Source organism: Pseudoalteromonas piscicida, assembly GCF_002744175.1.
GTDB classification, from domain to species: domain Bacteria; phylum Pseudomonadota; class Gammaproteobacteria; order Enterobacterales; family Alteromonadaceae; genus Pseudoalteromonas; species Pseudoalteromonas piscicida_B.
Genome location: NZ_NKHF01000046.1, coordinates 8155 through 34598 on the forward strand (window position 1 = coordinate 8155; position 26444 = coordinate 34598).

At 44.4% G+C, this 26444-nt stretch carries 15 protein-coding genes; 11 read left to right on the top strand and 4 right to left on the bottom strand.

The genetic code is table 11. The features are described 5' to 3' along the window. The first annotated feature begins 7 nt into the window (after nucleotides 1-7). Genes CEX98_RS10790 through CEX98_RS10815 form a run of 6 tightly spaced genes read left to right on the top strand, consistent with a single transcriptional unit; the run spans nucleotide 8 to nucleotide 16302 of the window. Nucleotides 8-1981 carry a hypothetical protein gene (locus CEX98_RS10790; protein WP_099642077.1) on the top strand — a complete coding sequence of 658 codons (1974 nt, stop codon included), beginning with the start codon at nucleotides 8-10 and terminating at the stop codon, nucleotides 1979-1981. Next, complete coding sequence (locus tag CEX98_RS10795) at nucleotides 1982-5077, top strand: poly-gamma-glutamate biosynthesis protein PgsC/CapC (protein ID WP_099642078.1); 3096 nt, start codon at nucleotides 1982-1984, stop codon at nucleotides 5075-5077. Beyond that, complete coding sequence (locus CEX98_RS10800; protein ID WP_099642079.1) at nucleotides 5064-7316, top strand: hypothetical protein; 2253 nt, start codon at nucleotides 5064-5066, stop codon at nucleotides 7314-7316. Before CEX98_RS10795 ends, CEX98_RS10800 begins: the two co-directional genes overlap by 14 nt. After that, a complete protein-coding gene (locus tag CEX98_RS10805) occupies nucleotides 7303-8052 on the top strand; it encodes a hypothetical protein (RefSeq protein WP_099642080.1) in 750 nt (249 codons plus the stop codon). Before CEX98_RS10800 ends, CEX98_RS10805 begins: the two co-directional genes overlap by 14 nt. Continuing rightward, on the top strand, nucleotides 8031-12254 hold the full coding sequence (locus CEX98_RS10810; protein ID WP_099642081.1) for a hypothetical protein: 4224 nt from the start codon (nucleotides 8031-8033) through the stop codon (nucleotides 12252-12254). Before CEX98_RS10805 ends, CEX98_RS10810 begins: the two co-directional genes overlap by 22 nt. Then, entirely contained in the window at nucleotides 12244-16302 is a 4059-nt protein-coding gene (locus CEX98_RS10815) for a poly-gamma-glutamate synthase PgsB (protein ID WP_099642082.1), read from the top strand. The genes CEX98_RS10810 and CEX98_RS10815 overlap by 11 nt, the downstream gene beginning before the upstream one ends. A gap of 12 nt (nucleotides 16303-16314) precedes the next feature. Here CEX98_RS10815 and CEX98_RS10820 read toward each other — a convergent pair whose 3' ends face one another. Continuing rightward, entirely contained in the window at nucleotides 16315-16494 is a 180-nt protein-coding gene (locus tag CEX98_RS10820; protein ID WP_099642083.1) for a hypothetical protein, read from the bottom strand. Between the two features lie 249 nt (nucleotides 16495-16743). On the opposite strand from CEX98_RS10820, the gene CEX98_RS10825 reads away from it, so the two are divergent. Together CEX98_RS10825 and CEX98_RS10830 are read left to right on the top strand one after the other, a co-directional pair. After that, entirely contained in the window at nucleotides 16744-17781 is a 1038-nt protein-coding gene (locus tag CEX98_RS10825; RefSeq protein WP_099642084.1) for an NAD(P)H-dependent flavin oxidoreductase, read from the top strand. 147 nt (nucleotides 17782-17928) lie between these two features. Further along, nucleotides 17929-18945, top strand: coding sequence for a CDP-glycerol glycerophosphotransferase family protein (locus tag CEX98_RS10830; protein WP_099642085.1), 1017 nt, complete (start codon nucleotides 17929-17931; stop codon nucleotides 18943-18945). Nucleotides 18946-19009: 64 nt separating this feature from the next. Here the strand turns inward: CEX98_RS10830 and CEX98_RS10835 are convergent, their stop codons facing one another. Next, entirely contained in the window at nucleotides 19010-19483 is a 474-nt protein-coding gene (locus tag CEX98_RS10835; protein ID WP_099642086.1) for a VOC family protein, read from the bottom strand. A 195-nt stretch (nucleotides 19484-19678) separates the two neighbouring features. Between CEX98_RS10835 and CEX98_RS10840 the strand changes: the two genes are divergently transcribed. Continuing rightward, nucleotides 19679-22231: an Ig-like domain-containing protein gene (locus CEX98_RS10840; RefSeq protein ID WP_099642087.1), complete on the top strand. Its 2553-nt coding sequence runs from the start codon at nucleotides 19679-19681 to the stop codon at nucleotides 22229-22231. Nucleotides 22232-22348: 117 nt separating this feature from the next. On the opposite strand, the gene CEX98_RS10845 is transcribed toward CEX98_RS10840, so the two are convergent. After that, nucleotides 22349-22552 (bottom strand): hypothetical protein, encoded by a 204-nt coding sequence (locus CEX98_RS10845; protein ID WP_099642088.1) that lies wholly within the window; start codon nucleotides 22550-22552, stop codon nucleotides 22349-22351. 312 nt (nucleotides 22553-22864) lie between these two features. On the opposite strand from CEX98_RS10845, the gene CEX98_RS10850 reads away from it, so the two are divergent. Both CEX98_RS10850 and CEX98_RS10855 read left to right on the top strand, forming a co-directional pair. Further along, entirely contained in the window at nucleotides 22865-24217 is a 1353-nt protein-coding gene (locus tag CEX98_RS10850; protein ID WP_099642101.1) for an MFS transporter, read from the top strand. Between the two features lie 126 nt (nucleotides 24218-24343). Then, nucleotides 24344-25234, top strand: a complete 891-nt coding sequence (locus tag CEX98_RS10855; protein ID WP_143484339.1) for a hypothetical protein — start codon at nucleotides 24344-24346, stop codon at nucleotides 25232-25234. A 15-nt stretch (nucleotides 25235-25249) separates the two neighbouring features. Here CEX98_RS10855 and CEX98_RS10860 read toward each other — a convergent pair whose 3' ends face one another. Then, nucleotides 25250-26332 (bottom strand): helix-turn-helix domain-containing protein, encoded by a 1083-nt coding sequence (locus tag CEX98_RS10860; protein ID WP_099642090.1) that lies wholly within the window; start codon nucleotides 26330-26332, stop codon nucleotides 25250-25252. Between the last annotated feature and the right edge of the window lie 112 nt (nucleotides 26333-26444).

Genomic DNA, 26444 nt, shown 5'->3' on the forward strand with positions numbered 1-26444 from the left:
GATATGCATGTCGCTTTTTGGTCAATTAAACTTTGTAAAACATCAACGCGAATTTTGGCTGTTTCTCGGCTTATTTGCTTTTTTAATGCTGGTTTCTTTGACTGGGCTGTATAAACAAATAAATTTAACTGCTTTACATTGGTTTTCTAAATTCAACCCCGCGCAGTCAACTCAAATTGTTGTTATAGAAGCCGAAAACTTGCAACAACAACACTTAAAACTGGCTAATAAACTGGCACAGGATAACCCTAAAGCCGTGGTTTTCCTTTCTGATCCTCCACTACCAGAGGCAGCACAAAGCGAGTCAATTTACTATCCATTTAACAGTCAATCGGTGTGCCTTCTCGATACGGAAAACTGGTATGGCAGTGCCATCAGCCTGCTCCCCCCCAGCACACCTTGTATAGTGTTATGGGATAAGATTTTTCCTAATCATGGCGAGTATCAAGGAAAAATCATAGACTATTCACTACCCTATTACTCATTACCCAAGTTTAGTGCGCAACGCGTGCTTGATGGAGATGTGTTTACTGAACAACTTGCAGATAAAGTGATCTTAGTTGCTCAACATTCAAAGTTTTACCGGTTAAGTTCACAAACTTATTTTGATATCCAAGCGCTCCCTCCCGTCTATTTACAAGCATTTATTGCCCACAGTTTTGCATCCAATCGCTTTATACAGCCACTGAGCCAGACCACAATAGCGGTGATAATACTGTTTGGTTCTATCTTGTTTTTGGTTTTGTATCAAAGAAGTACGACAGTTACCAACATCATCATTGCCTTCTCAACCAGTTTATTATTGCTATTAAGTGGAGCCGCATTACACCACTGGTATGCTCTATTATTGCCAGTAGGTGAGTTATTGCTACTCGTGTGGCTAACCCTACTCTGGGTCTTTATTTCCTTGAAGTGGTCGGAAGAAGAAAATTTAAAGTCCCTTATCACGCTTATCCAACAGCGTATGATGGGACGCTACCTACCTCGACACTTTTTAGAACACAGCGAACCGTGGGACGCCATAATACAGCTTGTTAATCAGCAACTTAACTTGCAACGAAGTATCTTTTTGACGCGCCTTGAAGGCGACCACAGAGTCACCGAAATACGGGCATTAAACTGCCAATTGAGTGATATTTTGGAAATGCGCAGAGACTATGAACGAGTGCCCTACTCTGATGCAATAAAAGCATTTGGCGCGATAAAAATCACACGTCCATTTTTCAAACACTTAGCAGAAGATGAGCAACAATACATTGCACCACTTATGTATGCTGGCGATATCCGAGGGTTTTGGGCATTAACCATCAGCCGTCAAGGTGACTTCGATGAACAAGCATTTACAAAGAATGTGAACTTGTTTGCACACCAAATTGGGGAGCTTTTATTTCACTATAAAGCATTTACCACCGAGCAAAAGAATCAAAAAAGCTCCCTTACAAAAGCCTTAACGTTTTCACTGACAGAGCCGTTAAGCCATAAAGTAAAGGATGCAATGAATGAAATGGACCAAAAGCTGACATCACTTGAGCATGTTTTTAATCAGCTTCAAAGTGCCAGTATTTTATATAATCTGTTTGGCCAGATTGTACAAGTTAACCAATCACTTGAGCGTTTTGCCCGACACCATCAACTCGCTATTTTTGATATGTCAGCACTCGACCTGCTGTGTTTTTGCACCGATATGGATAACAAAAAAGCCAAAGGAAAACTGCGTTACTTGACCCTAAAGCGGGGTAGAATTGTGCTCCCTGTGTATTTAGACAGTCACACATACTTACTTAGTGTTCGCGCATTACTAAAACAAGCCACCAGCTTAAACACGAGCATGCCATTTGAAACAAGCGGACTGTTGTTCGAATTTATAGATCTCGGTGAGCAACTCGCGCAACTGGATGATAAGTCAGAATTCTTAACTCAGCTATCAAGGCAATTGTCGCGTCCTGGGCAAACAACGAATGACTCTTGGGGTGATGAATAAATGGATTGGTCACTTGCATTGTTTCCAAGTGGCGGTGGACTTGGCCAGTCGGTTATTACCTGCGTTTGGATAGGCATTGCTGTTGTTGCATTCTTTAATTTACGGTTTGGCTTTCCACTGACAGGGTTAGTTGTGCCAGGTTATCTAGTCCCGCTATTTATTGTCAGTCCAACCTCCGCTTGGGTCATTATCATTGAAGCAATTGTCGTCTATTGCTTAATGCGATTCTTTGCAAAAACCTTAGTAGAACGATTTGGTTACGCAGAAATGTTCGGTCGCGACCGTTTTTTCGCTATCGTGCTGTTAAGCATTCTTGTGCGCGTGACAATGGATGTGCTGTTTTGGCCTCAGGTCGCGGCTTACCTAACCCGCTGGGATATTACCTTTGATTACGCGGCGCAGCTATATAGTTTGGGGTTAATTATCATTGCGCTTACCGCGAATGTAATGTGGAATGGCGGATTTAAATATGGGGTAAAAGTTACCGCCATACAATTGCTAATTACCTATTTAATTATTCGCTTTGGGTTGATGACATTTACCAACTTTAGTATTGCGAATCTTGCGGTAATGTATGAGGCGGTAGCCGCTTCAATCATTGCAGCGCCTAAAGCCTATATTATCTTAGTGATCACCGCTTTTATCGCTTCAAGAGCTAACTTAAAGTACGGTTGGGAGTTTAATGGCATCATGCTGCCAGCGCTATTGGCACTACAGCTGATGCAACCCACTAAGCTGCTTACCTCTTTTATCGAGACGGCAATTATCCTGACGCTGGGTTATTTAATTTTAAACTTCACCCGTTTAAAACATGCCAATATTGAAGGGGCGCGACTGATGTTGTTATTTTTCAATATCGGCTTTTTATATAAATTGGCGCTCAACTACACCCTAGTAGGCTATTTCCCAAGTGTAAAAGTCACCGACACTTTCGCATTTGGTTATATGCTCTCAACGCTATTGGCCCTGAAAATTTATCAAAAAAACGCACTAGGACTGGTGATCAGAGCAACTTTTCAAACCTCGATTGTTGGCGGCTTTATCGCTATTTGTATCGGCTTTGCCATCATGACCATTCCAAGTCTCCTGGCCCCAGGTGCAGATGCTCCCGTCAATGTTAAGCGCAGCGATAGCACGCTTGGGCAAATCATAAGTGATTATAAAAGCCAGCTCTATACTCAAAATGCTGCCAACATCAGCGTTAGCCAATACGTTACCGAGCAACAACGGAATCAATTTAAACAAGCGATTAGGTTGCTGAACCAAGACAATCTATTACACCTGCCAGAGGCTACTGCCCTATTACAACAAGCCGGTTTTTCGTTAATGCAAACCGCGCAGTGGTTGATCATTGATGACCAACAAAGTTACAAACGCGGCCTTTTTATCCTTAATCTTAAGCCGCAAAAAGCGCACTTAATTAGTGTTCCCTTTCCTACCGCAGAACGCCTAGCAAGTGAAGCTGGTAGTGTTCTCTTGGCACTTTGGCAAAGCCGAGGTCTTGCACTTGGTAATGCGCAATCAATACAAACAACAAGTGGTAATGGCAGGCAAAGCGAATTTTACAGTGATTTTTTTGCAGCGATGGAGATCCCCGAAGTAATTCAACTTCGAGAGATAAACCGCCAAGTAAGCCGAGTGATGCAGAGCCATAGTCTTCACGAAAACAGACAAATGTGGATTTTTAACCAAGTGCCAAGTTCTATAAAGCAGTCTACACTCGCCACCCTACTAGATATCCAAGCAACACATTTTGGCACAGCTGCAACTGCGGTGCTTCCTCATAGCCAATTTAAAGGGGCCATGATAGAAGCTTACTTAAGCTCAGATAGCTACTCCGCTTTACTGACCGCTTATGCCTTGCAACATGCTGATATTAATGAAGATTCTATATTAACCAGCAATGAGAGTATTGACGCACTAATAGCACAGTTTTCCCCCCACATTAGCGCCAAAGGCAGCGGCGAGTTTCGCGCACTCACCGACACGCATGCAGCGCTTTGGGAATACGAAATATTACGACCACTTTTTGCCATCACACAAAACCTCGACATCGTCACGTCGCCAGAAGTATTCTCTGCACGGCTCAATCAAATTAATCGAGTAGCCAGACTATTACAATATCAACTGACGCTGGTGGACAATCACCAAGGCCAGTTCGTTGCGATTTCTCCCATTAATAGCAAAGCGGCTTACGCACTTGGCCAAGGTATTTATTTTATCGCCACGCTCGCCGAACCAGCACTGACGATTTCCGTTCCACGACCACTGTTCGAGAGCAATACCCTTGGGTTCTCAGGACAACTCTTTACCGCGACAAAAGCTAAGCTCCTTGCTATTGCTGGCGCTCACCCCTTTGCCAGCGCAGATGCCAATGTCATGGCCGCAGATAACGTACGCTCTTTGTTCAATGTTGTTTACCAAAGCGCTCAACGTCACTTTTATAATCAACCGCTGTTAAATCTGCAGATCCGCAGCCATAGTGCACCAGCAACTATCAGGCCCTCAGCACTTGCGTTTCAATTTACAACTCCCAACCCAATTCACAATACGACGATCGCTAAGCTCAATTCAGCATTAGCTGATTTAGGGGTGATGACTCAGACAGTGATGGGCCAAGAAGCTACAAGGGGGTTAGAGCTAGGCACGACACCGCAGTCAGGATATCAGCTGTTCGCGCCAAAAAGTGAACTTGCTGCGCTGTGGTTAGCATCAGATTTCAAATCACAATTCTCCATCGCCGACGAAGCCCTGCGACAACGTATGCTAGCAATCTCAACTGCACCTAAATTAAGGCATGTTGATTTACTAACGCTTTCCCCGATAGATTGGCATGATAGTGATGACAAGTTTATCGCAGCATTGACAGCTGCGGCCAAGACATATTCCAGCACTCAGCACTTACCGATATTTTCCGCACTATGTCATAGTCAGTGCCAAATACATGCTTTTAAGACCGCCAGAAACCATGAGCTAGGCATCATGTTTACCCGCGACAATCGGTTATTGGCATTGTACTTACCAAGACGAAATCGTGTTATTGATCTACCCGCTTACTCTAAAGCAATGCACGAGGGTCGTTATGTATTGGATTAAACAGCTACTGCGCTTGCTGATAGTGACTGTCGTGCTGCTTGCTTGCGCTTGGGCTGCGTTCGGTGTATTCACTTGGCTAAAATCAGCTGAGCCGATGAATACCTCCACCCAATTCAATATACGTTCTAATGTTCATTGGCTGAAAACAAACACCCCACTTACGTTTTCGTTTTCGGCTTCTCGAACCATGTCAATACGGGTTCTATCCAACGGTATATTTGAGTCTGCTCCCATTGATGAGCAGCCTACCAACTATGCCATTGAATACCAGCTTTTTGATGCCGAAGATAAGTTAGTATACGAAGGTATATATCACCATGCAGCCAAGGTTGCGTCGGATGCTCTCCAACAGCAAGTCAAGCAGCTCATTGAAAACCGAGAGGCACTGGCTGTTTCTTCTGGGCAATCTTTTTACTTAAATAAGGCAGAGTTACAGCAAGCTGATACCGTCAAACTTAAGTTAATCCCTGAAGACCCGCAATTGAAAGGGGTTGTTGTAAGGGTACATGCTCAAACCAGTAATAGCATCACAGATGGCCTAAAAGCTTGGTTGAAACGGCCAACTGAGTGGCGCGAGCGAATGACCAACTATCACACCATAGGTGAAAATGCAGTCACCAATGAAGAAAAGTTTAATTCGGTCATGTTAGATTGGCAAAAGCTTGCCCCTCAGGGTGTCCCAAACGTTGATTTCCGCGCGGACTTACTCTATGAATCGTTGCCTTACAACGTGTTAAATCATGACTTTTCAATGCAACAAAACTTAGACAACCTGCTTGTTTCAGAGCAGTTACAGGTAAGTTTTCGCGTTTATAATAACACTCAATACCTGATACATCATGCTGAGCAGGCCGGCTTACAATTAACTTGGCACGACTTACAGCAACGCAAAGCGCCAATGGAGGTTAACCTCTCTGCGCTATCCAGTACGCAGTCCTTAGTAAGTGAGCTACCACCAGGTCTAATCACCGTCACGTCTCAGTCCGCAACCAGCGTGCGTATTTTTAGTAACGAAATCGACCCGGTAACGCCACTACAAAGCTATTATTATATGCTCGACTCACAAACAGCAGCTCATTACCAAGTCTCGCCGCACAGCGACATCGCGCTAGCTTGGCGCGCCGAGTTTGGCGATAACATCACTGTCAGTTTATTTAACCAGGATAAATTAGTTGCTGAGTACGTATTTACTGCCACCGCAAAGCCTTCTCGCTTTGATCGCCTCATTACCGAAACCACAGCGCGACAGCAAGTAATGGAAGAAGAAAAGCGCTACCTCTCGATACCTAATAACGTCGATAGCATTAAGGTGACCTCGAAAGGCGCAATGGTAAAGCTACAGTCTCGTCGTCCTGACTTTACGTACCTTGGGCATCGGTGTGCGTCTTTGTGCGATCCACGGAATCCTCAATATCAAGGCATTGATGCTTGGTTTAGTCAAAAAGCGGATAATCATTATGTGTTTCATACTCAACAACAGGTCGCGACAGTGCGTTTATTCGAAGTACCACCTGAAGTGCCTAACGCAGTACCCCAGTATATTTCAAAAGACCTAAACCCAGTGTTGCCGGTATCAGATATTGCGCTATTACCCATAGTAAAACCGTATTTTGACCTATCCGCTAATCATATGGAGTTTGAATACCGCCAAACAACCAAAGCGGAACTCTTCGCGCTCGACAAACAATCAAGCTATCCCCCAAGTGTTATCATTAAGCAAAGGCGCAAGCCGACGCTGATCGAAATACCGCTTAGCACGTTATCAACTGACGATTTAACCCATGCCGAAGCGCTATATATAAATCAGGGTGCCTCTCGTACACTGCGAAAAATTCGTGTTTATCAGCTCGCGAAGGACACGCCTCTAACAGTTAACGTTGCTGAGAATGGTTTGTTGCCCACAGCGCTAGTCATCAAGCTATTTAGCACAGATATTGATGCCACGATCAATGTCGAAACTCAGCTTAACGCGACCAAGTCAACGACGCCAAATGCAGAATACACCATCACCAATAAGCACTTTGTACTGCATCCCGATTTGGGATCACAGCAACTGTTTTTTCATCCTGCTCATAGTGTATTGCAGGAGTACCCGAGCATTACCTTACCTATGTTTGATGATCTAACAAAACCGAACACATTAACACTGCGTTCCTCTCACTCGGTTTGGATAAGTGTATTAGAGGAACATCTTCAAGCGAATGCAACATTAAATTGGTGGCAGCATGAAATCCCTTAATCCCTTTTGGCTAGCGATATTATTGATATCGTTTAACAGCTTAGCCGTGACCCCAAACAGTGAGGTAATGCAGCGATGGTTTGCTCAACCTACTGCAATTGACGGCTGGCATATGACACATCACCAGAGTTTTTTTACACTTACACCAAGCGAGCAAAACGACAGCCATGGTGAAGTTTACTACGCCCCTGAGCAACTTCCCTGTATTGTCTCCGTGCCACACCGCTTTCATGACAAACACACGCTAACCATAGGTACACAGCTATTTAAACAAGCTTGTCAGCTACTTGTGACCAATACCAAGCACAGATACGACCCCCATCCGACAGAGAAAACCTTGGACTATGCAAAACAAGTACGCAATATCCATACTGCCGCTATTTCTGGGTTTGTAGCCTTAAACCCAACCGCTACCGTTTTTCAAATCCATGGGTTTAGCCAAAAAAAGCGGAAAACAACAGCAGGAAAACTCAGTGAGGTCATACTAAGTCAGGGTAAACAAAATAATGAGACGCTATGGAAAATAAAATCTTGTCTTGTTAAACAAGGTTATCGAGCACTCATTTACCCTCAAGAGGTAAAAGAATTAGGTGGGACACAAAATGTGGTGCATCAACTGGCATTGCCAGCATATCACTTTGTGCATATTGAGCTAAGCTATCAAATAAGGAAGCAATTAATTAATAATAATCAACAACTAGAGCAATTTTCTGAATGCGTGCAATCTGCTTTATAATTACCTTAGTGCTGTTTGCAACCGTTTCTCGCGCCAGTGAAGTTGGCATACTCACCGCCGCTCAATGGGTCGATTTATCACGAATGCAGCTGACGCAAGCTAAGGCACAGCGCCAGTTTACACCACAGCAAAGTGAATGGCTGCTGCTGCCCAGCCATGCTTGGTTAGTGACGACACCTGAAATGCTCGAACTCGTTCACTTTAGTGCAGGGGAAACCCCAAAGTTTCAGCGCCACATTCCTAAAACGGACTGGCTCTGCGCTCAAGCACGCTGCCAGTTGAGAAGTACTGAGCAAAACCGTCTCATTCATGTGACGTACCACGGCAACACGGCTCAACCTATTGCACTTTGGCAAGGCCGGATGCATCACCACCGCGACCCGTTTCGTCGTGCGCTTTCGCTACCTAGCCTTGACTCTGTAACGCTGCAACTGGCACAAGACACCGAAAAATGGTTTCACCTTTCACCAAAACAAGTGACAAGTGTGTTCTTTGAGCAGGCCAAAAAGCTTAAGTTAGCGGTCAGAAAAGACCTTCATCATGTTGAACAAAATGGCGTAGTAACTATAAAGATCAATGGCGAAGTGGTCAGTACTATCCCTGTTTCTGATCTTCACGCGGATGAGTTCCTCGAGCCTAAAGTTGGCTTACAGAACCAAGATTATATTGCAGTACCAAGTGGTAGTTATGTAACGGTGAGCAGCACAGTACCTGTTTATCTAACCCTCATGCAGATGCATCGTGGCATTTATGATGATAATGCCGGAACAAAGCAGCAAGAATCATTGTTTAACCCATACTGGAGTAAACAACTGAATACACAGCTCAGCGCTCTTTTTTTGCAAGGTGATACCACTGTATTGACGCCAAGTAGCAATGACACTTTGCTTGGTATTCAGCGCCGACAAATGCTTAACAACATAGTGTCTCGGCCCTATTTTGTAATACCAAATGCGCCTCCCGGCATCACCAACCACGTTTCGAAAACTCCAGTCATGCTTGGTAGCCGTAGCGCTTCCGGTAATGTTTTGCCTATAACCGGCCCAGTGCGACTTAACTATGTTAGTACTGAAAAATCACTGACCTATTCACTCGACGGTATTCCAAGGGTGGATAATACTGTCACATTTTATATTCGCTCTGTAAAACATGAGCAGCTCAGTGTCGTCACTGAGCATGAACAACACACCCTACTTGTCTCTCCTAGCAGCCACTTTCAAAGGCTCAATATCACACTTACGGCAGAAGCCAAGCGCTTAACGCTAAGTGGCAGCAGTGGCAGTATAGATATCGCGCTTGCCGTTAATCGCTTGCAACCCTTTCCTGATTTTAACCCCATGACACAAGCAGCATTTGGTCAACAGCAGCTTGCTCAAGCCCTAGTTAATCAAAGCAAGGGCAATCGTGCGGATACGTACAAACTCTCACTAGCAGGCCTACACGCACCGATCATAGATACCACAATCGACAGCTTTACTCAGTTCAATGCAATAAAAATACTCGCTGAATTGCGCGCGCAGTCCACACATGATCCATTACCGACCTTAAGCAAACTAAAACCTTTCCTCAATGGTTATAACGAGCAAGTAACATTAATGGCGTGGCGACTGAATATTGAGCTGTTGTTGCTATTAAAACGTCAAGGTAATGCAGAGCTACTGTTGAAGTCATTGTTGTTGAGTCAGTTCGACGCCTTGAAAACCTATGCGACTGGCACATTGCTAACAAGGTATTTAGAAGTCGGCGATTATATTCAAGCCATTGGGTTGTGCGCCGCTTATGAAAACGATGCCGTTCTACATCGATGCAACAACGTATTACTTAACTACTTGTTAGATGCCGGCTTTAAGCAAGAGGCGCTCTGGACAAGTCAACACATGCGCTTATCCTTGAGCCAACAACAGGCCATTGCGGCCACTCAAAAGAGCCAATTCGACTTACCACAGTACCGTTTGAGCCACAACGGTATGCAAACCGCTGAAACGTTAGAGCGCAGCAGCGAATTATACAAATTAGCCGCCAAAAAGCCCATTAGGATTGTTGCCGAGACCCCCCTGACGGTAAAGCTAAGTGCCCGTTCAATCTACCAAGGACAAGAATTTAAGCAGACCCAATGGCTGTATTACGAGCACAACAAAAAGACTAACATCCTGCCGATATTCAGTGATATCGCTGCGAACTTCCAGTTGTTACCACAAAAGCACCGACTGTCCGTTGCCTCCCAGCAATATATAGAGTTGGCGGCGAATGAGAGCGTCACCTTGTTTAGTGAACAACCGCTATTTCTAGATATCGCACTGCAAACGCCAACTGCAAAACAACAGCCTTTTACCGATCTGTCGGCACCATTGCTAAACTCAGCGCAAGCACTTGTCTTACAGGAAACAAACGCTAAAGCGATTGCCCTAAACGCATTATATTTATTGAGTCAGCAAACACTCAGCAATGCGTCCTATATTGCGGTGCTACACCGCTTAAAGCCCGCAATCACCGACAACGCTGTGCTCAGTGATTTGTATGACCGATTAATGCGCTATGGTCAATGGCATCCAGCCGAGCAATACACCAATTATGTTGGTACACAAAAGGTTAAAGTCGAGGCAATTGCAGCACAAAGCTATGCAGACCAAATTACAGCGCATCTTACTCAAAGTCCGCTCTCTGGACTTGTACTCAGAGCCAATGATCTGCTCACTATCGACTTCTCTCAATATCAACAAGTGCGAACTCGAGTCAAACTCGCTTTTTCTAGCGCATTACAGATCGCAGCGCCACTTGCGAAAGTTGAACTTCTTGCAGCCGGTCAAGGAGATGTTATCTCACTCCACCAAGGTCAGCCTATTTATTATGGCATTAAACCAAGCGAGGCGAGAAATGGACTGCTGCAGCTACGCTGGCTTAACCCCTTGTCGGGGCAGATGCTAACCGTAACACCACAGTATTTTACCCAAGGACAATGGCAAGATATTCCGCTCGACACCCGTCAGATATTCTATCGTGCTGCTCCTCATGCCCCGATCACCGCAACATTAGCTCGAGATAGCCTGATAAAAATCGAAACATTCGACAAAGGTGTCCGCAAAGAAGCCACTTACTTTCACCCTGCCGGACAGGTTACGCTGACAGGGCAAAATGAACCAATGCTAGCGCGTTTATCCATATGGTCGTTGAGTCCCGCGAGACATAGAGTAAACCTAACCCCTGAAGCGCCAATGCTACTTGGTAACAAATCCACAACAGCACCGGCGAGTGCGCCTTCTGAGTACCGGTATGCTCGTATTGAAACCGACGAAAGCAAAACTGCAGTCGAAGGCTTCATGATTTTTGACCATGATGACATTACCCAAACCACAGCGCCAAGCCCAAGCCGCACAACATTAGACCTCGGGCTTTCGCTAAGAATAAAGCGCAACACTAGCTGGTATCGGATAGACACCTTTTATACCTTAGATAACCAACATCAAGAAACGTTATCAATTAATGGTCAATACGATTGGCTTTCAACCCAAACGAGTTGGTTTGCCGAGGCGAAGCTAAACAACCGCTGGCAAGACAGCACCACCATCGGTGATAGTCATTTAACCTCTCGTTTGCGTGCTAAAGTAGGTCAAATACATCGCTATAATTCGGGCTTCAGAAGCATTTGGTGGTGGCAGCCTTTTTATACTTATACCAGCATCAGCAAAGATGAATTTATCGCAGACTCGCAGATCAGCCCTGATATGTATACCTTCTATCGCAATAACCATCGGCATGGATGGCGAGCTCACGGTGGACTTAGATATCAGCCTTGGATAGATAGCTATGTTGACTCGAGCATCACATTAACTTCCAACCAAGATTGGCAAACGCTCGATAGCGCACTGTTTTCGTTAGACTGGCACCAATATTATCAAGGCCATATATTCCGCGCAGGCATCACCTCTAGCTATGTATTTGCCGATGCACATCGCCCTAACCCAACTTGGCAATATTTAACGAAATTAGGTTGGCAAACCGGTTTCGACTTTAGCCACAATACCGCAGGCTGGTTGAGCCTTACTTGGACTCAAGATTGGTTTAATAATACCCATCAGGTCGGTTTCCAAGTACATTTAGGCAACTTACAACAAACTGGTTTTGCGCCATATTCACACGATGAAATCGTTTTTGAGTCGTTACAATTGAGCCACTTATTAGAGCAAGACTTAAATGAGCGCTAGTACATTAAAACAGCAATTAGAAGCCCTGTTTTTCGCCGAAACCGAAAAGTTTTGGCTAAATCTGTATCAGCATAAGTACAACGCCTTGATCGATGAGCTATGCGCCTGGGAGCTACTCCATCACCGTCCAGAGGGCGAAGAGAATACTGACTGGCTGGTGCTACAGTCGATCGCTTTTTTACGGCATAAAATAGAAACCTTACACGAACAAATTTTGCAACTTGAAGTGTCTCACACTGGCTTTGTGCAGCGGATTGCTAAATCCGAGTTCACCAGCGAAAAAGAGTTACATATTTTGGCTTATGCACAGCAGCTAGGTGCCACTAGAACTGCACTGGAGCAGGACAAAAAAGCATTTGCCCGCTGGTTTGACGAAGGTGCCGTAGTAGCTAGATACCAGCATCAGGTTGCCACTATTGAACAAGAGGTTAAGTTCCTCATTGCAAAACTTGGAACGCTCACCAACCGATATTTACAAGCTCACCCAAATACCCTAGAAAATGCGTGGCAACGCCTTGATCTCCAGCCATTTTGTTTAAACTTGCTAGAAACTAGCCACAACCGCCATATTCGTCACGGGCTGATCCGCGCGTTGGTTAATATGGTTACAACATTGAATAAGTTAGCGGGCGACCCTGAGCTTGACTCCGACCTTACAGCCAAACTGGTAGAGTTTCTTGAATCTGACAATATGCCCTATCAGGCTGTGGTTGATATCATTGCATTATTAATCCACCAGCGCCCCACTTTCACTCGCGCATACATGTGGGCACAATTAGAAGAAACCAATGACATAGCGAGTATTGAACAAATAGATGCCAACATGTTGTATATCATTAGCATGTTTCCAAAAATTATCGTCAGCCAGCCCACGCTTACCGATAAAGATCTCAACATGCTTATCGCATTAAGTGAGCATAAACTACCGAGAGTCCGCCAAGTAGTACTAGAATATACTGAGTTCTATCCCTCTTCATTTGCATTTGACCTGATCACTCAACGCTTTGAGCATGAGCAAGAGGATGCTGTGCGCTTTACCCTTATCAAACAGTTGTCGGCCGATAGATTTTGCCAAGACGACTTTGCATTGCTACTTTGGCAGCGTGTGTTTACCAAGGGCTTTAGCATGCAACTCAAGCGGTTAGCTCTTGAGCAAAGCGCAAGAATTATGCTCAACATGCAGCTCTCACAGTCAAACCCTGAACACTGCTTTAGGCGTTTTATCGGTATACTAAACGACTGTCTAGCGAATGAAAATAATGTTGCAGTCAGTCGCTACATCACGCGAACAAGGGAGCAATTGAGCAGCTTTTATCATCAAGCTGTTATTGCCCAGCTCAATGCGGCACTTGAAGCAAACGAACAACAAGACACCCAGTTAACCTGCTCGCGCGATGAGCTTGGCCGGTCATTGTCTTACCTTGCCCAACATAACCAAAGTCTCAATGCCACAAAAACCAAAACTGGTTGGCGTATTCGTCAAGGTTACCGACAAGCAAGGCGATTATGGCGCATTTTGCATGAAATGAGACAGCCAAGCACTGACAAACGACAAAGCCATTCTCACACTAAAGCCAAAAAGCCAAGTACCTATATTCATGCTCCTAGCTGCACCACAGCAGAGATCAGCGAAACGAAAGTGCCGGGGGAGCTGCTTTTTAACCTCGCTGAGCATACAAGTCGTCCGCACTTACCATTACTCGACTTTTTGTTAAGCGTTCTGGTTAATGACCAACAAAAAGAAACAGCAAAAACCTATACGCCAGATGGCATTTTGTCGGTACTGCCTCCCAAGACCTTATGGCGGCGGCTAAATGCTTACTGGGTTATCTCGTGGCAATTTGCCGAACTGGACCGAATGAGAAAAGGTAACGAACTAGAACAAGAGAAATACCTAGAGACACTCAATGGCCTCGGCTTTTCACTACAATTTAGTGCTTATGGTGCAATCGCAGAAGCAACCTTCCCCGTTGCATCAGATATAAAACAACTGTATGGCCGCTCTGGTCTTACATCTACACTTGTCACAATAGGAAGCAGCTTTAAAGAGTATGTTGACGCCATTTATCAAAATAGTATCTCACAATTAGTGTTTTTTGTGCTTGCGTTTATCAGCTACTTCTGGACTCGTCATCTTGTTGCCAGTCGCAAAATAAAATATAACCGGCAACAAATTCCAGTTTCTATTGGTGGCTGGGGAACTAGAGGAAAGTCGGGCACCGAACGACTAAAATCCGCACTTTTTAGTAGCATGGCTCTGCGCGTGGTAAGTAAAACCACCGGATGTGAGGCCATGCTTATCTATTCAAAGATTTCTGGTGAGCAGTATGAAATTCCGCTATTTAGACCCTTTGATAAAGCAAGTATTTGGGAACAAGCAGATGTACTCAATTTCGCTAAGCGGGTAAAAGCAGACATCTTTTTATGGGAGTGTATGGGGCTGACGCCAAGATACGTCAAAATTCTGGTGCGCTGGATGAAAGACAACTTTGCCACGATCACCAATGCCTATCCTGATCATGAGGATATTTTGGGCCCCAGTGGGCTTGATGTCGCAAAAGAAATGTCAGCATTTCTTGGTGAGAATACCCAAGTATTCACTGCCGAGCAGAACATGGCATCAGTACTCAATTTGGCTGCCGAACAAAAGAATACCTCTTTGATCCAAATACATTGGGGAGACGGATATCAGATCACGCCCGACGTACTAGCAAAATACCCATATGTAGAACATCCCGACAATATCGCGCTGATCTGCAAGATGGCGCAATATATTGGCATAAACAAAGATTATGTATACAAAGAAACGGCTTCAAGAGTGATCCCTGACGTAGGGGTGCTACAACAGTTCACTCAGGCAAAAGTCGGCAATATCACCCAAAGCTTTATCAACAGCATGTCTGCCAATGAAAGGCTCGCCACAATCGAAAACTGGAAACGATTACACATTGTGAAGCAAGGTCAACACAGCCAAATTATTGCCCTCATCAATAACCGAAATGATCGGGTTGCGCGCTCACAGGTGTTCGCAAACATTCTAGCGAACGACTTACACTTTGATGAAGCGGTGATCATAGGCACCAATATCGACGGTTTTTTTAAGTACTTTTTAGTCGCTTTGGAGAATTTGTTGCAGACTATCTTTGCTAATAATGACAAAAAGGCACTACAAAGCTTACTCGAACGCTTTAAACTGATTTTGCCAGAGCAAGCTTTTATCACGACATTGCAAAAGCTAATACCCACAGAAACGGAACAGCTAGATATAGATACACTGCATGCTCAGCTCAACCGCGAAGATCCCACTCATGCAAAAGCGTTAAAACGGATTGAAGCACGCTCCACAGCGCAATCATTACTCTTGATTGAACACTTACATGCCCTATTACCACAGACCCATGACATTGCGCTGCAACTGGCAAATATTAAATGTACTTTAGTCCATGATAGCGATATTAAACCGGATGCGTTAACTCAACTTATTGCCAACCTTGCCTTACCACAAGAGCACCAATTGATTGTAGGCATGCAAAATATCAAAGGGGCAGGATTGGGCTATGTTTATATGTGGCAAAAATGGCATTTATTCCACCAGCATTGTGAGCAATTAACGCATTCAAGTGTTACCCAAACTGAGTTTAGAAATGGGTTAAGTCGAGTGCTGCAACAAGAAGCATTGAGCACCCTAGAGTGTCAGTACTTAGAGGAGCACCTCAGCACTTTATCTAACTTGCCAAACGCACAAAGTGAGTATAGTCAAGCCGAATTAGCTCAGATAAAAAGTAAACTTGAGCAACAAATCGGCGAGCTAACCCACCAAAGCAACCCTAAAACTCACTCTGTGCTATCTCGATTTTTACATAAACTGGTTGAATCATTTTTAGATGCAGGTGCTGCTGTAAAAAGGAAAAAAATGGCGGTACAGGTTTATCAAGACATTGCTGACTTTAGGATCACCATTGAGAAGGCGACAACCATTTTAAGCGAGCTGAACCGTTCGCAAAAGCCCGGTTGGCTGAAGCTACAAAGCACCAAACGACGTAAATAACCTGTGCTTTAGTTACCCCGCAACCAGCATATAGATAAACTTGATGATCAACGTGATCATCAATAGTGGGAAGATGTATTTGGCATATTTTTGCATTTTATCTAGCCCTAATCGTTGCTGGTATTTCTCTAATAAAGGGATCAGTACGACTAGAGCAACGATTAAGCTGACTAATAAAATAATGACATTCATCGTGACTCCTTTTAAATCACCTACATTCGGGTAACAGCTGCCAGAGAGCAAGCTGTTATGCCGTTTTAGGTTACACATTACATTCCAGATAAGTGGGCACTATAAACGGATTTGCCGCGTTTGAACAAGTCATCTTCCTCATTAACCCAGTACAAGCAGAGGATTGCTGTGATCAACTTAAAGGGATATTCACATCTTGCGCATTTCCAGCTATGCTCATAAACACATCTGACCAGTGACATAACAATAATGAAAACTTCTATTACCGAATTATTTGGCATCGAAAAACCTATCGTCTTACCAGGCATGAGCTGGATTTCAGTGCCTGAGCTCGTTGCCGCCGTTAGTAACGCAGGGGGACTTGGCATTTTAGCAACGGGGCCACTAAGCAAAGAGCAAACACGCCAAGCGATTCGAAAAATTCGTGAACTCACCGACAAACCGTTTGGTATTGGCGTCACCCTAATGATGCCAGGTGCAAAAGAAAACGCCAAAGTGGCACTTGAAGAGCAAGTGCCTGTGATTAACTTTTCGTTAGGTAAAGGAGATTGGATAGTCAAAGCCGCCAAGCAATACGGCGGAAAAGTCATTGCCACCGTGGTGACGCAAAAACATGCCCTAGCCGCACAGAAATCAGGCGTTGATGCATTGTTGGTAACCGGCCACGAGGCTGCCGCACATGGTGGTGAGGTCACTTCTCTTTGTCTTGTTCCAAGCATTACAGACATCGTAAATATTCCTGTGATTGCAGCAGGTGGATTTGCTGATGGTAGAGGGCTAATCGCAGCGCTCTCTTTAGGTGCTGGTGGTGTTGCCATGGGCTCTCGCTTTGCCACTTCAAAGGAAAGCCCGCTGCATCAACATGTTAAAAATACCGTGGTAGAAAAAGATGTTGAGCAAACCATTTATTCCAAAAACTTTGACGGCTTGTACGCTCGAGTGATGAAAACACCAATGGCCGAAAAAGCAACACGCCGTCCAATGAACTTTGTTATGGCAACGGTTAAGTCTTTCAAGGCAGCCAAGATGGTCGATATGCCCCTATGGAAACTGCTACTCGGTCTTTTATCTCAGTTTGATAAAATCAAGATGCTGTCTTTGTTTGGAGCGGCCACAGAAAAGCTGGAAGCGGCAACCATTCATGGTGATTTAGAACATGGGGTGCAATTTATTGGCCAATCTCAAGGGGTGATCCGCAACATAGAGTCAGTACAAACACTGATGGATAACATCATGGTAGAAGCAAAAGATATTGCATCTCGTAACCGCCACTACTTTGAGCAATAACCAACAAAAACCGCACAATAAATTGTATGAGCCTCTTCTGTAGCAGGCATGAGGGGCTTTGTAATAGCGCTATAAAAGCGGTATTATTCGTTGTTCCACATGGTGCACTACTCGCCCATATTTAACAAACTCTATGAGTGATATTCAATGCAAAAACACTACCTTTTTTATGTCGAGCAACCCTATAGTTTTGCGATCTTGAGACCAATTCAAGAGGCGATCCGTGCTAACGGTGATGTGGTTAAATGGTTCCTAAAAGGTAATGAAGTATCGTCGAATTCACTAAGGGATGATGAATTAGAGTTGACCCGCGTAGAGGAAGTGAAAGCGTTTAACCCACGAGCAGTGTTTGTGCCCGGTAACGTCGTGCCAGACTTTTTCCCTGGTGCTAAAGTGCAGGTGTTCCATGGTCTTGAATATAAAAAGAAAGGACATTTTGGGATCCGTGGCTTTTTTGATTTATATTGTACTCATGGCCCTCTGACCACAGCGCCATTTAATCAACTTGCTGAGAAACATGGTTATTTTTCTGTGATTGAAACGGGCTGGCCAAAACTTGACCCTTACTTTGATTACACTAAATGTGACAACGAAAAGCCGGTACTACTATACGCTCCAACTTTTTCACCAAATTTAACCTCACTAGAGGCTTTGTATTCTCACATAAAGCAGCTTGCCGAGTCTGGTCTGTATAAAATTCAACTTAAGTTTCACCCTAAGACCAAACAGCAGTGGCAGCTGATGTATGCAGAGCTTGAGTCTATCGAGGACTTTGAAATAGCAAGGGGAGATAATCTTATCCCATTGATCCAGCAAGCTGATGTAGTGATTTCTGATACTTCTAGCGCGGTAGATGAATCATTGCTTATCGGTAAACCTGTGATCACCTTTAATAACCACCAACCTCAAGATGCGCTGATAAACATTACTGATCCACAGCAGCTCGCGAATGCAGTACAACAAGCATTAAGCCTCTCAGAGACACAAAAAGCACGTATCGACCAGTATATTTTACAAGTTCATCCTTACCGTGATGGACAAAGTGCTGAGCGTGTATTAGCTGCAACGGAAACCGTCATTGCCGCAGGCTTAAAACGCAAGCCGCTCAACCTGATAAGACGCTACAAAATCCGAAAATCACTAAATTATATGAAGCTGAATTAATCAACTTTACCGTTAGCTATTTGAGTTAACGCAACTCAAATAGCTAAATCCACAATGGCATAAATTAAGCGTCTTGCTGCTTGTCCATAAAGTCTGCCATTCTTGCAAGTAATTGCTCTTCAGTTAACTCCTCTTGATGTGTCGCAAGCGTCCATACATGACCAAATGGGTCACGAAGTGTTCCCGCCCTGTCTCCATAAAATTGATCGCAAACCGGAGTTATTTCCTCCGCTCCTAATTGGATAGCAGCTGCAAACACACTATCTACATCTTCAACATATAACATTAAGCTGACCGGAGTGCCGCCTAACTCCCTAGGATCCTTAAAATGCATATCTGGACACATATCTGAAATCATAATGTACGAATTGCCAATCAAAAGCTCAGCATGGGCAATCCCCCCTTCAGGCATAGGCAGTTGTAATTTGGGGTGTGCACCAAACGCTTGGCGGTAAAACTCAATTGCTTTTGCCGCACCAGAGACAATGAGATAAGGCGTAATTGAATGATAGCCATCAGGAATTGCAGAAGTCGCCATGGTAGGTTCCTTGAAAAGTCCATTAAGTCCCTTTAAAGCTAGACGATTAATCAGGATATGCGAATTGAAAGTTTATCTTAGATACGATGCTTGCTGCACTTACCCATTAGATCCCACACATATTGATTAACGAATTGTTTACCTATATGCTAAATCCGTTTTGCTCATAAAACACACAACATGTAAGGAATCGATATGAAACCAACTTCTATTCTAAAGTTAGCGTGGACCAGCAGTTTATTGGTCACAGCCCTTCAGGCCCACGCCTATGATTGCAGCAAGCTGGCAAATTGGTCAGAACAGCAAGTCTACACAAAGGGGGAGCTCATCCAAACTCAAATGCAAGCGTTTGAGGCTAAGTGGTACAGTCAAAACGACAACCCACTGGTAAACTCAGGCCCTTATGACGTTTGGAGAAAGCTAGGAACCTGCGCTTCTGGACAAGGCCAAGCCCCCAGCATCACGCTCACTAGCCCAAAAAATGGCGCGGTGCTGGGCGAAAATGACAGCGCTGTTTTATCTGCTGATGCAAATGATGTTGACGGCGACTTAGCATTCGTCGAGTTTTTGGTTAATGATGTAATTGTTGCAACAGATAATACCGCGCCTTTCCAAGCCACTTGGAATGCAGTTCTCGGAGATCATGTTATTACTGCTGTCGCTGAAGATGCTCAAGGGCATACCACAATTTCGCAGCCAGCAAACATCAGTGTTAAGCCCAGCGGTACAAACCTGCCACCGTCTGTATCCATCAACACACCGACTAATGGCCAACGGTTTTATCAAAACGACAGCGTAAACATTGAGGTTACAGCTGAGGATCCTGACGGCACCATCTCTGAAGTGGTTATTAATGTCAATAATCAGCTCATCTCTGCATTGACAACCCCACCTTTTCGAGTTGAGTGGCAAGCCAGTCAGCTCGGTGTGAACCAACTCACAGTGAAAGTGACTGATAACCAAGGCCTGATCAGTGAGGCCAACCTCACCGTAGAGGTGCTTGCGAAAGTTGGCGGTGGTTGTCAAAACCTTAGAACATATAATGCAGGGGAAAGCTATCAAGGCGGCGAACTCGTCGCTCATAACAATCATAAATACCGTTGTGATATTGCAGGATGGTGCAGCTCAAACGCGCTGTGGGCATATGAACCTGGGGTTGGCCAGCATTGGCAGGATGCGTGGAGCGATCTCGGCGTCTGTGCCATTGCTCCTACCGTTACATTTGTCAGCCCAGTAAATAACAGCACCGTGCTATCCAATACCCCTACTACCGTTTCAATCAATGCCCAAGATGCTGATGGCAGTGTGAGTGCATTATCGCTATATGCTGATAATAACTTGTTATCGAGTGTCAGCCAAAACAGTCTCGATTATCAGTGGACGCCAACAACGACTGCACCTGTACTCCTAAGAGCCATAGCGGTAGATAATGAAAGCAACCAAAGTGAAGAAGTAATCACAGTAAACGTAACGGATCAGCCGCTTGCGGTAGATTTACTGGCACCGACTAGCGGAAGCCAACTTACTTTAGGTAACTCAACCCAATTAATTGCGCAAGCCACAGCTTTTGTGGGGCAAGTAACACAAGTTCAATTTTATGCCGATGGAGTGCTGCTGAATACCGATACAACGCCACCTTATGAATACAGCTATGCACCTGCTTCAACTGGTACAAAAACCCTTTATGCAACTGCAACCAATGATAGTAACGAGCAAGTTTCAAGCAGCGCCGTTACCATACAAGTGATCGATAAGCCTATTGGGAAAAAACATAAGCTCATTGGTTACTGGCATAACTTTGTCAACCCTGCAGGTTGTCCTATTCCGCTAGACCAAATGTCAACGGCTTGGGATATTATTGATATCGCTTTCGCTGAGAACGATAGGAATTCAAACGGAACAGTGCATTTCAAGCCATTTGAAAAAGATATTCGCTCTGACTGCCCTGCTATCGATCCCGTGAAATTCAAATCAGATATGCAAACATTGCAAGCCCAGGGGAAAGTGTTTGTGCTCAGTCTTGGAGGCGCAGAAGGTACTATCACACTAAATACCGACGCAGATGAAGCTGCATTTGTCAGCAGTCTCACCGACATCATCAAAGAATGGGGATTTGATGGCCTAGATATTGATTTAGAAAGTGGTTCTAACCTTGTTCACGGCTCTCAAATCCAAGCAAGACTGCCACGAGCCTTGAAAAAGATTGAGCAAAATATTGGCGGCGATATGGTGTTAACGATGGCGCCAGAGCATCCTTATGTACATGGTGGTATGATTGCCTATTCAGGTATTTGGGGGGCTTACATTCCACTTATTAATGAATTACGGGACACCTTAGATTTGCTTCATGTACAACTCTACAATAATGGCGGGTTACCAAACCCTTATGAACCAGGCAGTGCGCCTGAAGGCTCTGTAAACATGATGGTGGCACATGCAAAAATGTTAATAGAGGGCTTTGACCTTGCTGATGGCACCCGCTTTGCGCCACTTCGGGATGACCAAGTAGCCATCGGTCTACCTTCTGGTCCACAGTCAGCCAATTCAGGGCAAGCGCCTATTGGTAATATTATCAATGCTCTAGATTGCTTAACCAAAGGAATAGACTGTGGAACTATTCAACCGAGTAGAACTTATCCGAACTTCGGCGGTGTGATGACTTGGTCGATTAACTGGGATAAGTTTGATGGCTATAACTTTTCTCAACCCATTGGCGATAAATTAACGCAAATGAACCAAGGAAATTAAAGATACATTGGCCTGAGCTTGGTATTGACGTCAACCGTTATTCTGAGCTCAGGTTGATTAAACAACAAAATATAAAGAATAAAGGCAGGTACAGCCCTGCTCCTGCTTACTTGATTGCTAACAATTTTCAGTCGTGTAGTTGTCGCATCGAGCGCTTGTACAAAGTGCTGTGGTGATTAAATCGCACTCTTTAGTCGTGGTCTCGCAACCAATCGTGCCAGGCCTAGTTGTATAACCTCCAGCCACATTAGGCGTCGCGGCATAACCAAGCGTTTGGCTGTTTTTAGATAAAGACTTTAATTTTTTAACCGTTAATTTCATTGGTAATCCTTTTTGTTTTATTGATAGATTCAGGAACTAACTCGTAATAATTTAGTCCTGAACTTAAGTTGTATCACCTGAACAAAAAACACTCAACCCACTTAAAGCAACAATTCAATCATTAAGGTGCTATCACTATATTTTTGCCAGAACCACACTGAATAACCGAATAATTTAGGCTATGTAGCGTTCAGCCAACGACACAAGCAAACAAGGCTGATGAATAGCCAGCAGCTTTTGCTTGGAAATAAACTATTTGTCCCCTACTATTATCACGTTACAAGCAAATTCATTATGAGTCTCAATGTCGATATGAAGTCTTTCCCATCGCTCTATTTCACAAACCTGTTCTTAGTCGGAGGGACAGGCTTACTTACCACCTATTTAGCCCTTTATTTGGGTCAGCATGGTGTAAGTACTTTCTGGATTGGTTTACTGACATCATTTTATTATTTGGGTCTCTTACTCGGTGCCAAACTCGGATACCACCTGATAAAATCCGTCGGCCATATTCGTGCCTTTGCCGCGAGTACAGCAGCCGTTACAGCATGTGTAGCCGTGCACGGTGTGAGTGATAATGTCTATCTTTGGCTTGCACTGCGGCTGGTTGTTGGCCTCGGTATGATGTGTAATTTTATGGTGTTAGAGAGTTGGCTGAATGAACAGGCGGCTCCAGAGCAACGTGGCCGAGTCTTCTCGTTTTATATGCTAACTTCTTATCTTGGCATGGTAACAGGTCAATTTGCGCTATCGAATTTTCCAGAACTCGGTTATGCTCCACTATTTTTGGTCGTCGTTGCTTTATCATTCGGCATTATTCCTATCTCTACCACAAGACGGATCCACCCAAAACCACTCAAGCCCATTCAAGTCAGCTTGTTGACTTACTTTAAAAAAGTACCGCAATCTCTCACTGCGGTGTGCTTTGCAGGGGTTATCAATGGCAGCTTTTACGGTCTGGCACCTACTTTTGCTAGCCAATCAGGCTTTGATGCTGAAGAAATCGCTCTGTATATGTCGGTCACTATTTTTGCTGGTCTACTCGCACAGTGGCCCATGGGAGTGATTTCAGACCGCATTCGTCGCAGTATTTTGCTGCGCAGCAATGCCGTCATTATTGGTCTGATCTCACTGGCTATATTTTTACTGCCACTTAATCCAAGCTATAGCCTCTGGCTTACCTTTGGCTTTGGTTTATTTGCATTTACCATGTACCCACTTTCGTCAGCATTGGCAAACTCCCGCGTTGATGATGAAGACCGTGTTGGGGTGTCTTCTGCGCTGCTGGTTGCGTTTGGTGGTGGCGCTTGCGTTGGCTCGGCCGCTATCGCACAAATCATGTCCTATTTTGGTCATCAAGCCCTATACGCATCGCTAAGTGTATTAACGGTCGTCATGTTCTTACTACTACACTTTATCAACGCCAGACAAAAAGCGGAGCAACCAGAGCCTAGCGACTATGTTGCTGCGACTTCTGATATCACCAGCTCACCGCTTGCAGCAACTATGGACCCAAGGATTGAGGAAAAAACGGCCCATGAGCAACTGTTAGTTGTAGAGGAAGATGATTTTCAAGGTGAACATGAAGACTCCGAGTTCGATGCAGCTGAACCACTGGATGATACGCCCCCCGCTAAAGACACCGAAAAGACAGCTAAAAGTTAAAAGTAAGTTAGTTTTCCGCGTGTCTTGCTTAATGGGGTAAGTGTCAGCTATGTTTATAGTAAATCGCAGGCATAGAGAGAGTACGCCCATTTGCAAATAATTTGGCACGCCCTGTTGGGCACAATATTGTTTATTATCTCTTTTACAGCAAGTAGCTGCGAGCTTGCATTACTTGACGACAAGGTTGTCCTTAATGCTTCTAAAGCGCAACCTAAGTGCCGTTTCAAGCAAAACCAAATGGGTGAGCTAACTGCTGTTACAAAGTTTACCACGATGCCAATTAGCCCCACGACCAACTCAGCCATTACGGCTGTTTCATTTTCCGAAGTCAATCAGTTATGTAAGGTCAATGGCAGTAACCAAGTGATCAGCTGTAACTTTGGTACAAAAACCACCCTATTTGAGCTAACAGATAGACAACAAGGGCGCATAGCCGCGGTGAACTGGCGAAAAGGCAATCACTTTTATGTTGGTTGGACTTCAGATCAAGCGGTGCTGATGGGGTACATTGCCTTTGGCTATAACACGTCTCCATTTTGGATCCCCGCATCACAAGCGTGCCAGTATGGACTCAGCGAACATATTATCCCTCTTTCTAAAGGCGACTTACTGTGTAAAACGTACGAGCAAATTTGGATACACAGTCGTTTACTTCCCCTGCCGCTTCCATGTCAACGGCCTCAACAAATGATCCAAGATAAGGAAGGGATTTGGGCACTTGAGTTCGATGCAAGTACATATCAATGGCAAGTGTGTAAGTACAGTGAGAACATTGGCAACCTGATCACAGCTTATGACTATAGTATTGATTTAGCCGCCACATTGGCGCGTTATGACTTACAACCTAGTGAGTACACTAAGCTAAACTTTTTATTTGAAGATAACGCTAGCAGCATAGCAGACGCAGTAGAGATCACTGACGTTTTTCCCGTTGGTGATACAGCATTGGCACTTGACCCGCAGGCAATCGAGTTACCTATACAACAAATACGATATAAGTTGGTCAAGCGAGAATAGCCCTCGATTTTGACATTACTCGCTTGCCTGTACCACGTGTTCACTGTCGTCATCACGCTTTCTGAATTGATTGGGCGTAACGCCTGTTTCTATCTTAAAAGCTCTCGTAAAAGGGCCAACAGATGCAAAACCACTTTCTAACCCCACTACCAAGACCGGCCAATGTTGTTTGCTTGAGTCTTGCAGTAGCGTTTTAGCATGTTCAACTCGAAGGCGATTAATAAGCTGATTAAAATTACGTGCTTGTAGTTGCTGGCGGATCACCCGGCTGATCTTATATTCGGATTCATTGAGTTGCTGAGCCACATCGGCAACCTTCAACCCTTCTTTTAAATATGCCTGCTCGGTGATAAGAAGGCGCTCAACCCGTTGTCGTAAAACCAACTCTTGCTCTGTTGGCATCTTCTCTATTGGTTCACATGTGATTGTCTCAGCTTCCTCTTCAAAACGATACACATAACGCCAATATAATAGAGCTTGAGCGGTTAATAAGATGAGTACTGCCGCGCTCGTCACCGCCCATTCTTGCACCTCGAGATTGCCTGCATAACGATTGGCAATTAGTTTTGTACCCGCAACACAAATAAAGTAGGCTAACAAAAATACTGCTCTTTGAGCTTTTTCATGCTCTCTTGATTCTGAAAACCCTCTACACCCTTCCCAAAAGGCAAGGAGTAAAACGCAAGAAGATAACATAATGGTTAACTCAATCGCAGCGCTATTTAGCCAATCCAGCAGCAAACCGCCCGTTAGCTGAAACTGGCTGTGGACAAATAAATACCCTTGTTGCCAAATGATCAAAGCAGCTATTAATACTGCTATAGCGATATGTCGGTTAGAGATAGCATTGGTTTTGCGAAACAATGCCCGTGAGAACAGCCAAAAGCCATTACAGGTCAAACAAGCCCCTATACCAATCAGGTACTCATACCCATCTAGCGACTCTTTGGTTAATTTCTTAGTCGTTGCCAATGCAATAGAACCACACACCAAAGCAAATAAAATATGGGCTGCTCTTTTCTCTTTTACAAAAAGCTGTGCGATAACCAAAGTACAACAAAGGCCAAGTAAAAAAAGATAATAGTGTTCAATAGTCATGCTGATTTAAGGAGTAGAGATAGACACGAAGACTCTACTAGCTACACCAATAGCATTCAAATTAACTTTGTAAGTAAACTTAACACCACCATTTTTAAAATTCGGCCTACTT

Bases quoted from the DNA above. Each gene is read 5' to 3' on its own strand.
- CEX98_RS10815 (WP_099642082.1), top strand. From the start codon at position 12,244: ATGAGCGCTAGTACATTAAAACAGCAATTAGAAGCCCTGTTTTTCGCC.
- CEX98_RS10835 (WP_099642086.1), bottom strand. From the start codon at position 19,483: ATGGCGACTTCTGCAATTCCTGATGGCTATCATTCAATTACGCCTTAT.
- CEX98_RS10805 (WP_099642080.1), top strand. From the start codon at position 7,303: ATGAAATCCCTTAATCCCTTTTGGCTAGCGATATTATTGATATCGTTT.
- CEX98_RS10795 (WP_099642078.1), top strand. From the start codon at position 1,982: ATGGATTGGTCACTTGCATTGTTTCCAAGTGGCGGTGGACTTGGCCAG.
- CEX98_RS10860 (WP_099642090.1), bottom strand. From the start codon at position 26,332: ATGACTATTGAACACTATTATCTTTTTTTACTTGGCCTTTGTTGTACT.
- CEX98_RS10850 (WP_099642101.1), top strand. From the start codon at position 22,865: ATGAAGTCTTTCCCATCGCTCTATTTCACAAACCTGTTCTTAGTCGGA.
- CEX98_RS10840 (WP_099642087.1), top strand. From the start codon at position 19,679: ATGAAACCAACTTCTATTCTAAAGTTAGCGTGGACCAGCAGTTTATTG.
- CEX98_RS10825 (WP_099642084.1), top strand. From the start codon at position 16,744: ATGAAAACTTCTATTACCGAATTATTTGGCATCGAAAAACCTATCGTC.
- CEX98_RS10790 (WP_099642077.1), top strand. From the start codon at position 8: ATGTCGCTTTTTGGTCAATTAAACTTTGTAAAACATCAACGCGAATTT.
- CEX98_RS10810 (WP_099642081.1), top strand. From the start codon at position 8,031: ATGCGTGCAATCTGCTTTATAATTACCTTAGTGCTGTTTGCAACCGTT.
- CEX98_RS10830 (WP_099642085.1), top strand. From the start codon at position 17,929: ATGCAAAAACACTACCTTTTTTATGTCGAGCAACCCTATAGTTTTGCG.
- CEX98_RS10845 (WP_099642088.1), bottom strand. From the start codon at position 22,552: ATGAAATTAACGGTTAAAAAATTAAAGTCTTTATCTAAAAACAGCCAA.
- CEX98_RS10820 (WP_099642083.1), bottom strand. From the start codon at position 16,494: ATGAATGTCATTATTTTATTAGTCAGCTTAATCGTTGCTCTAGTCGTA.
- CEX98_RS10800 (WP_099642079.1), top strand. From the start codon at position 5,064: ATGTATTGGATTAAACAGCTACTGCGCTTGCTGATAGTGACTGTCGTG.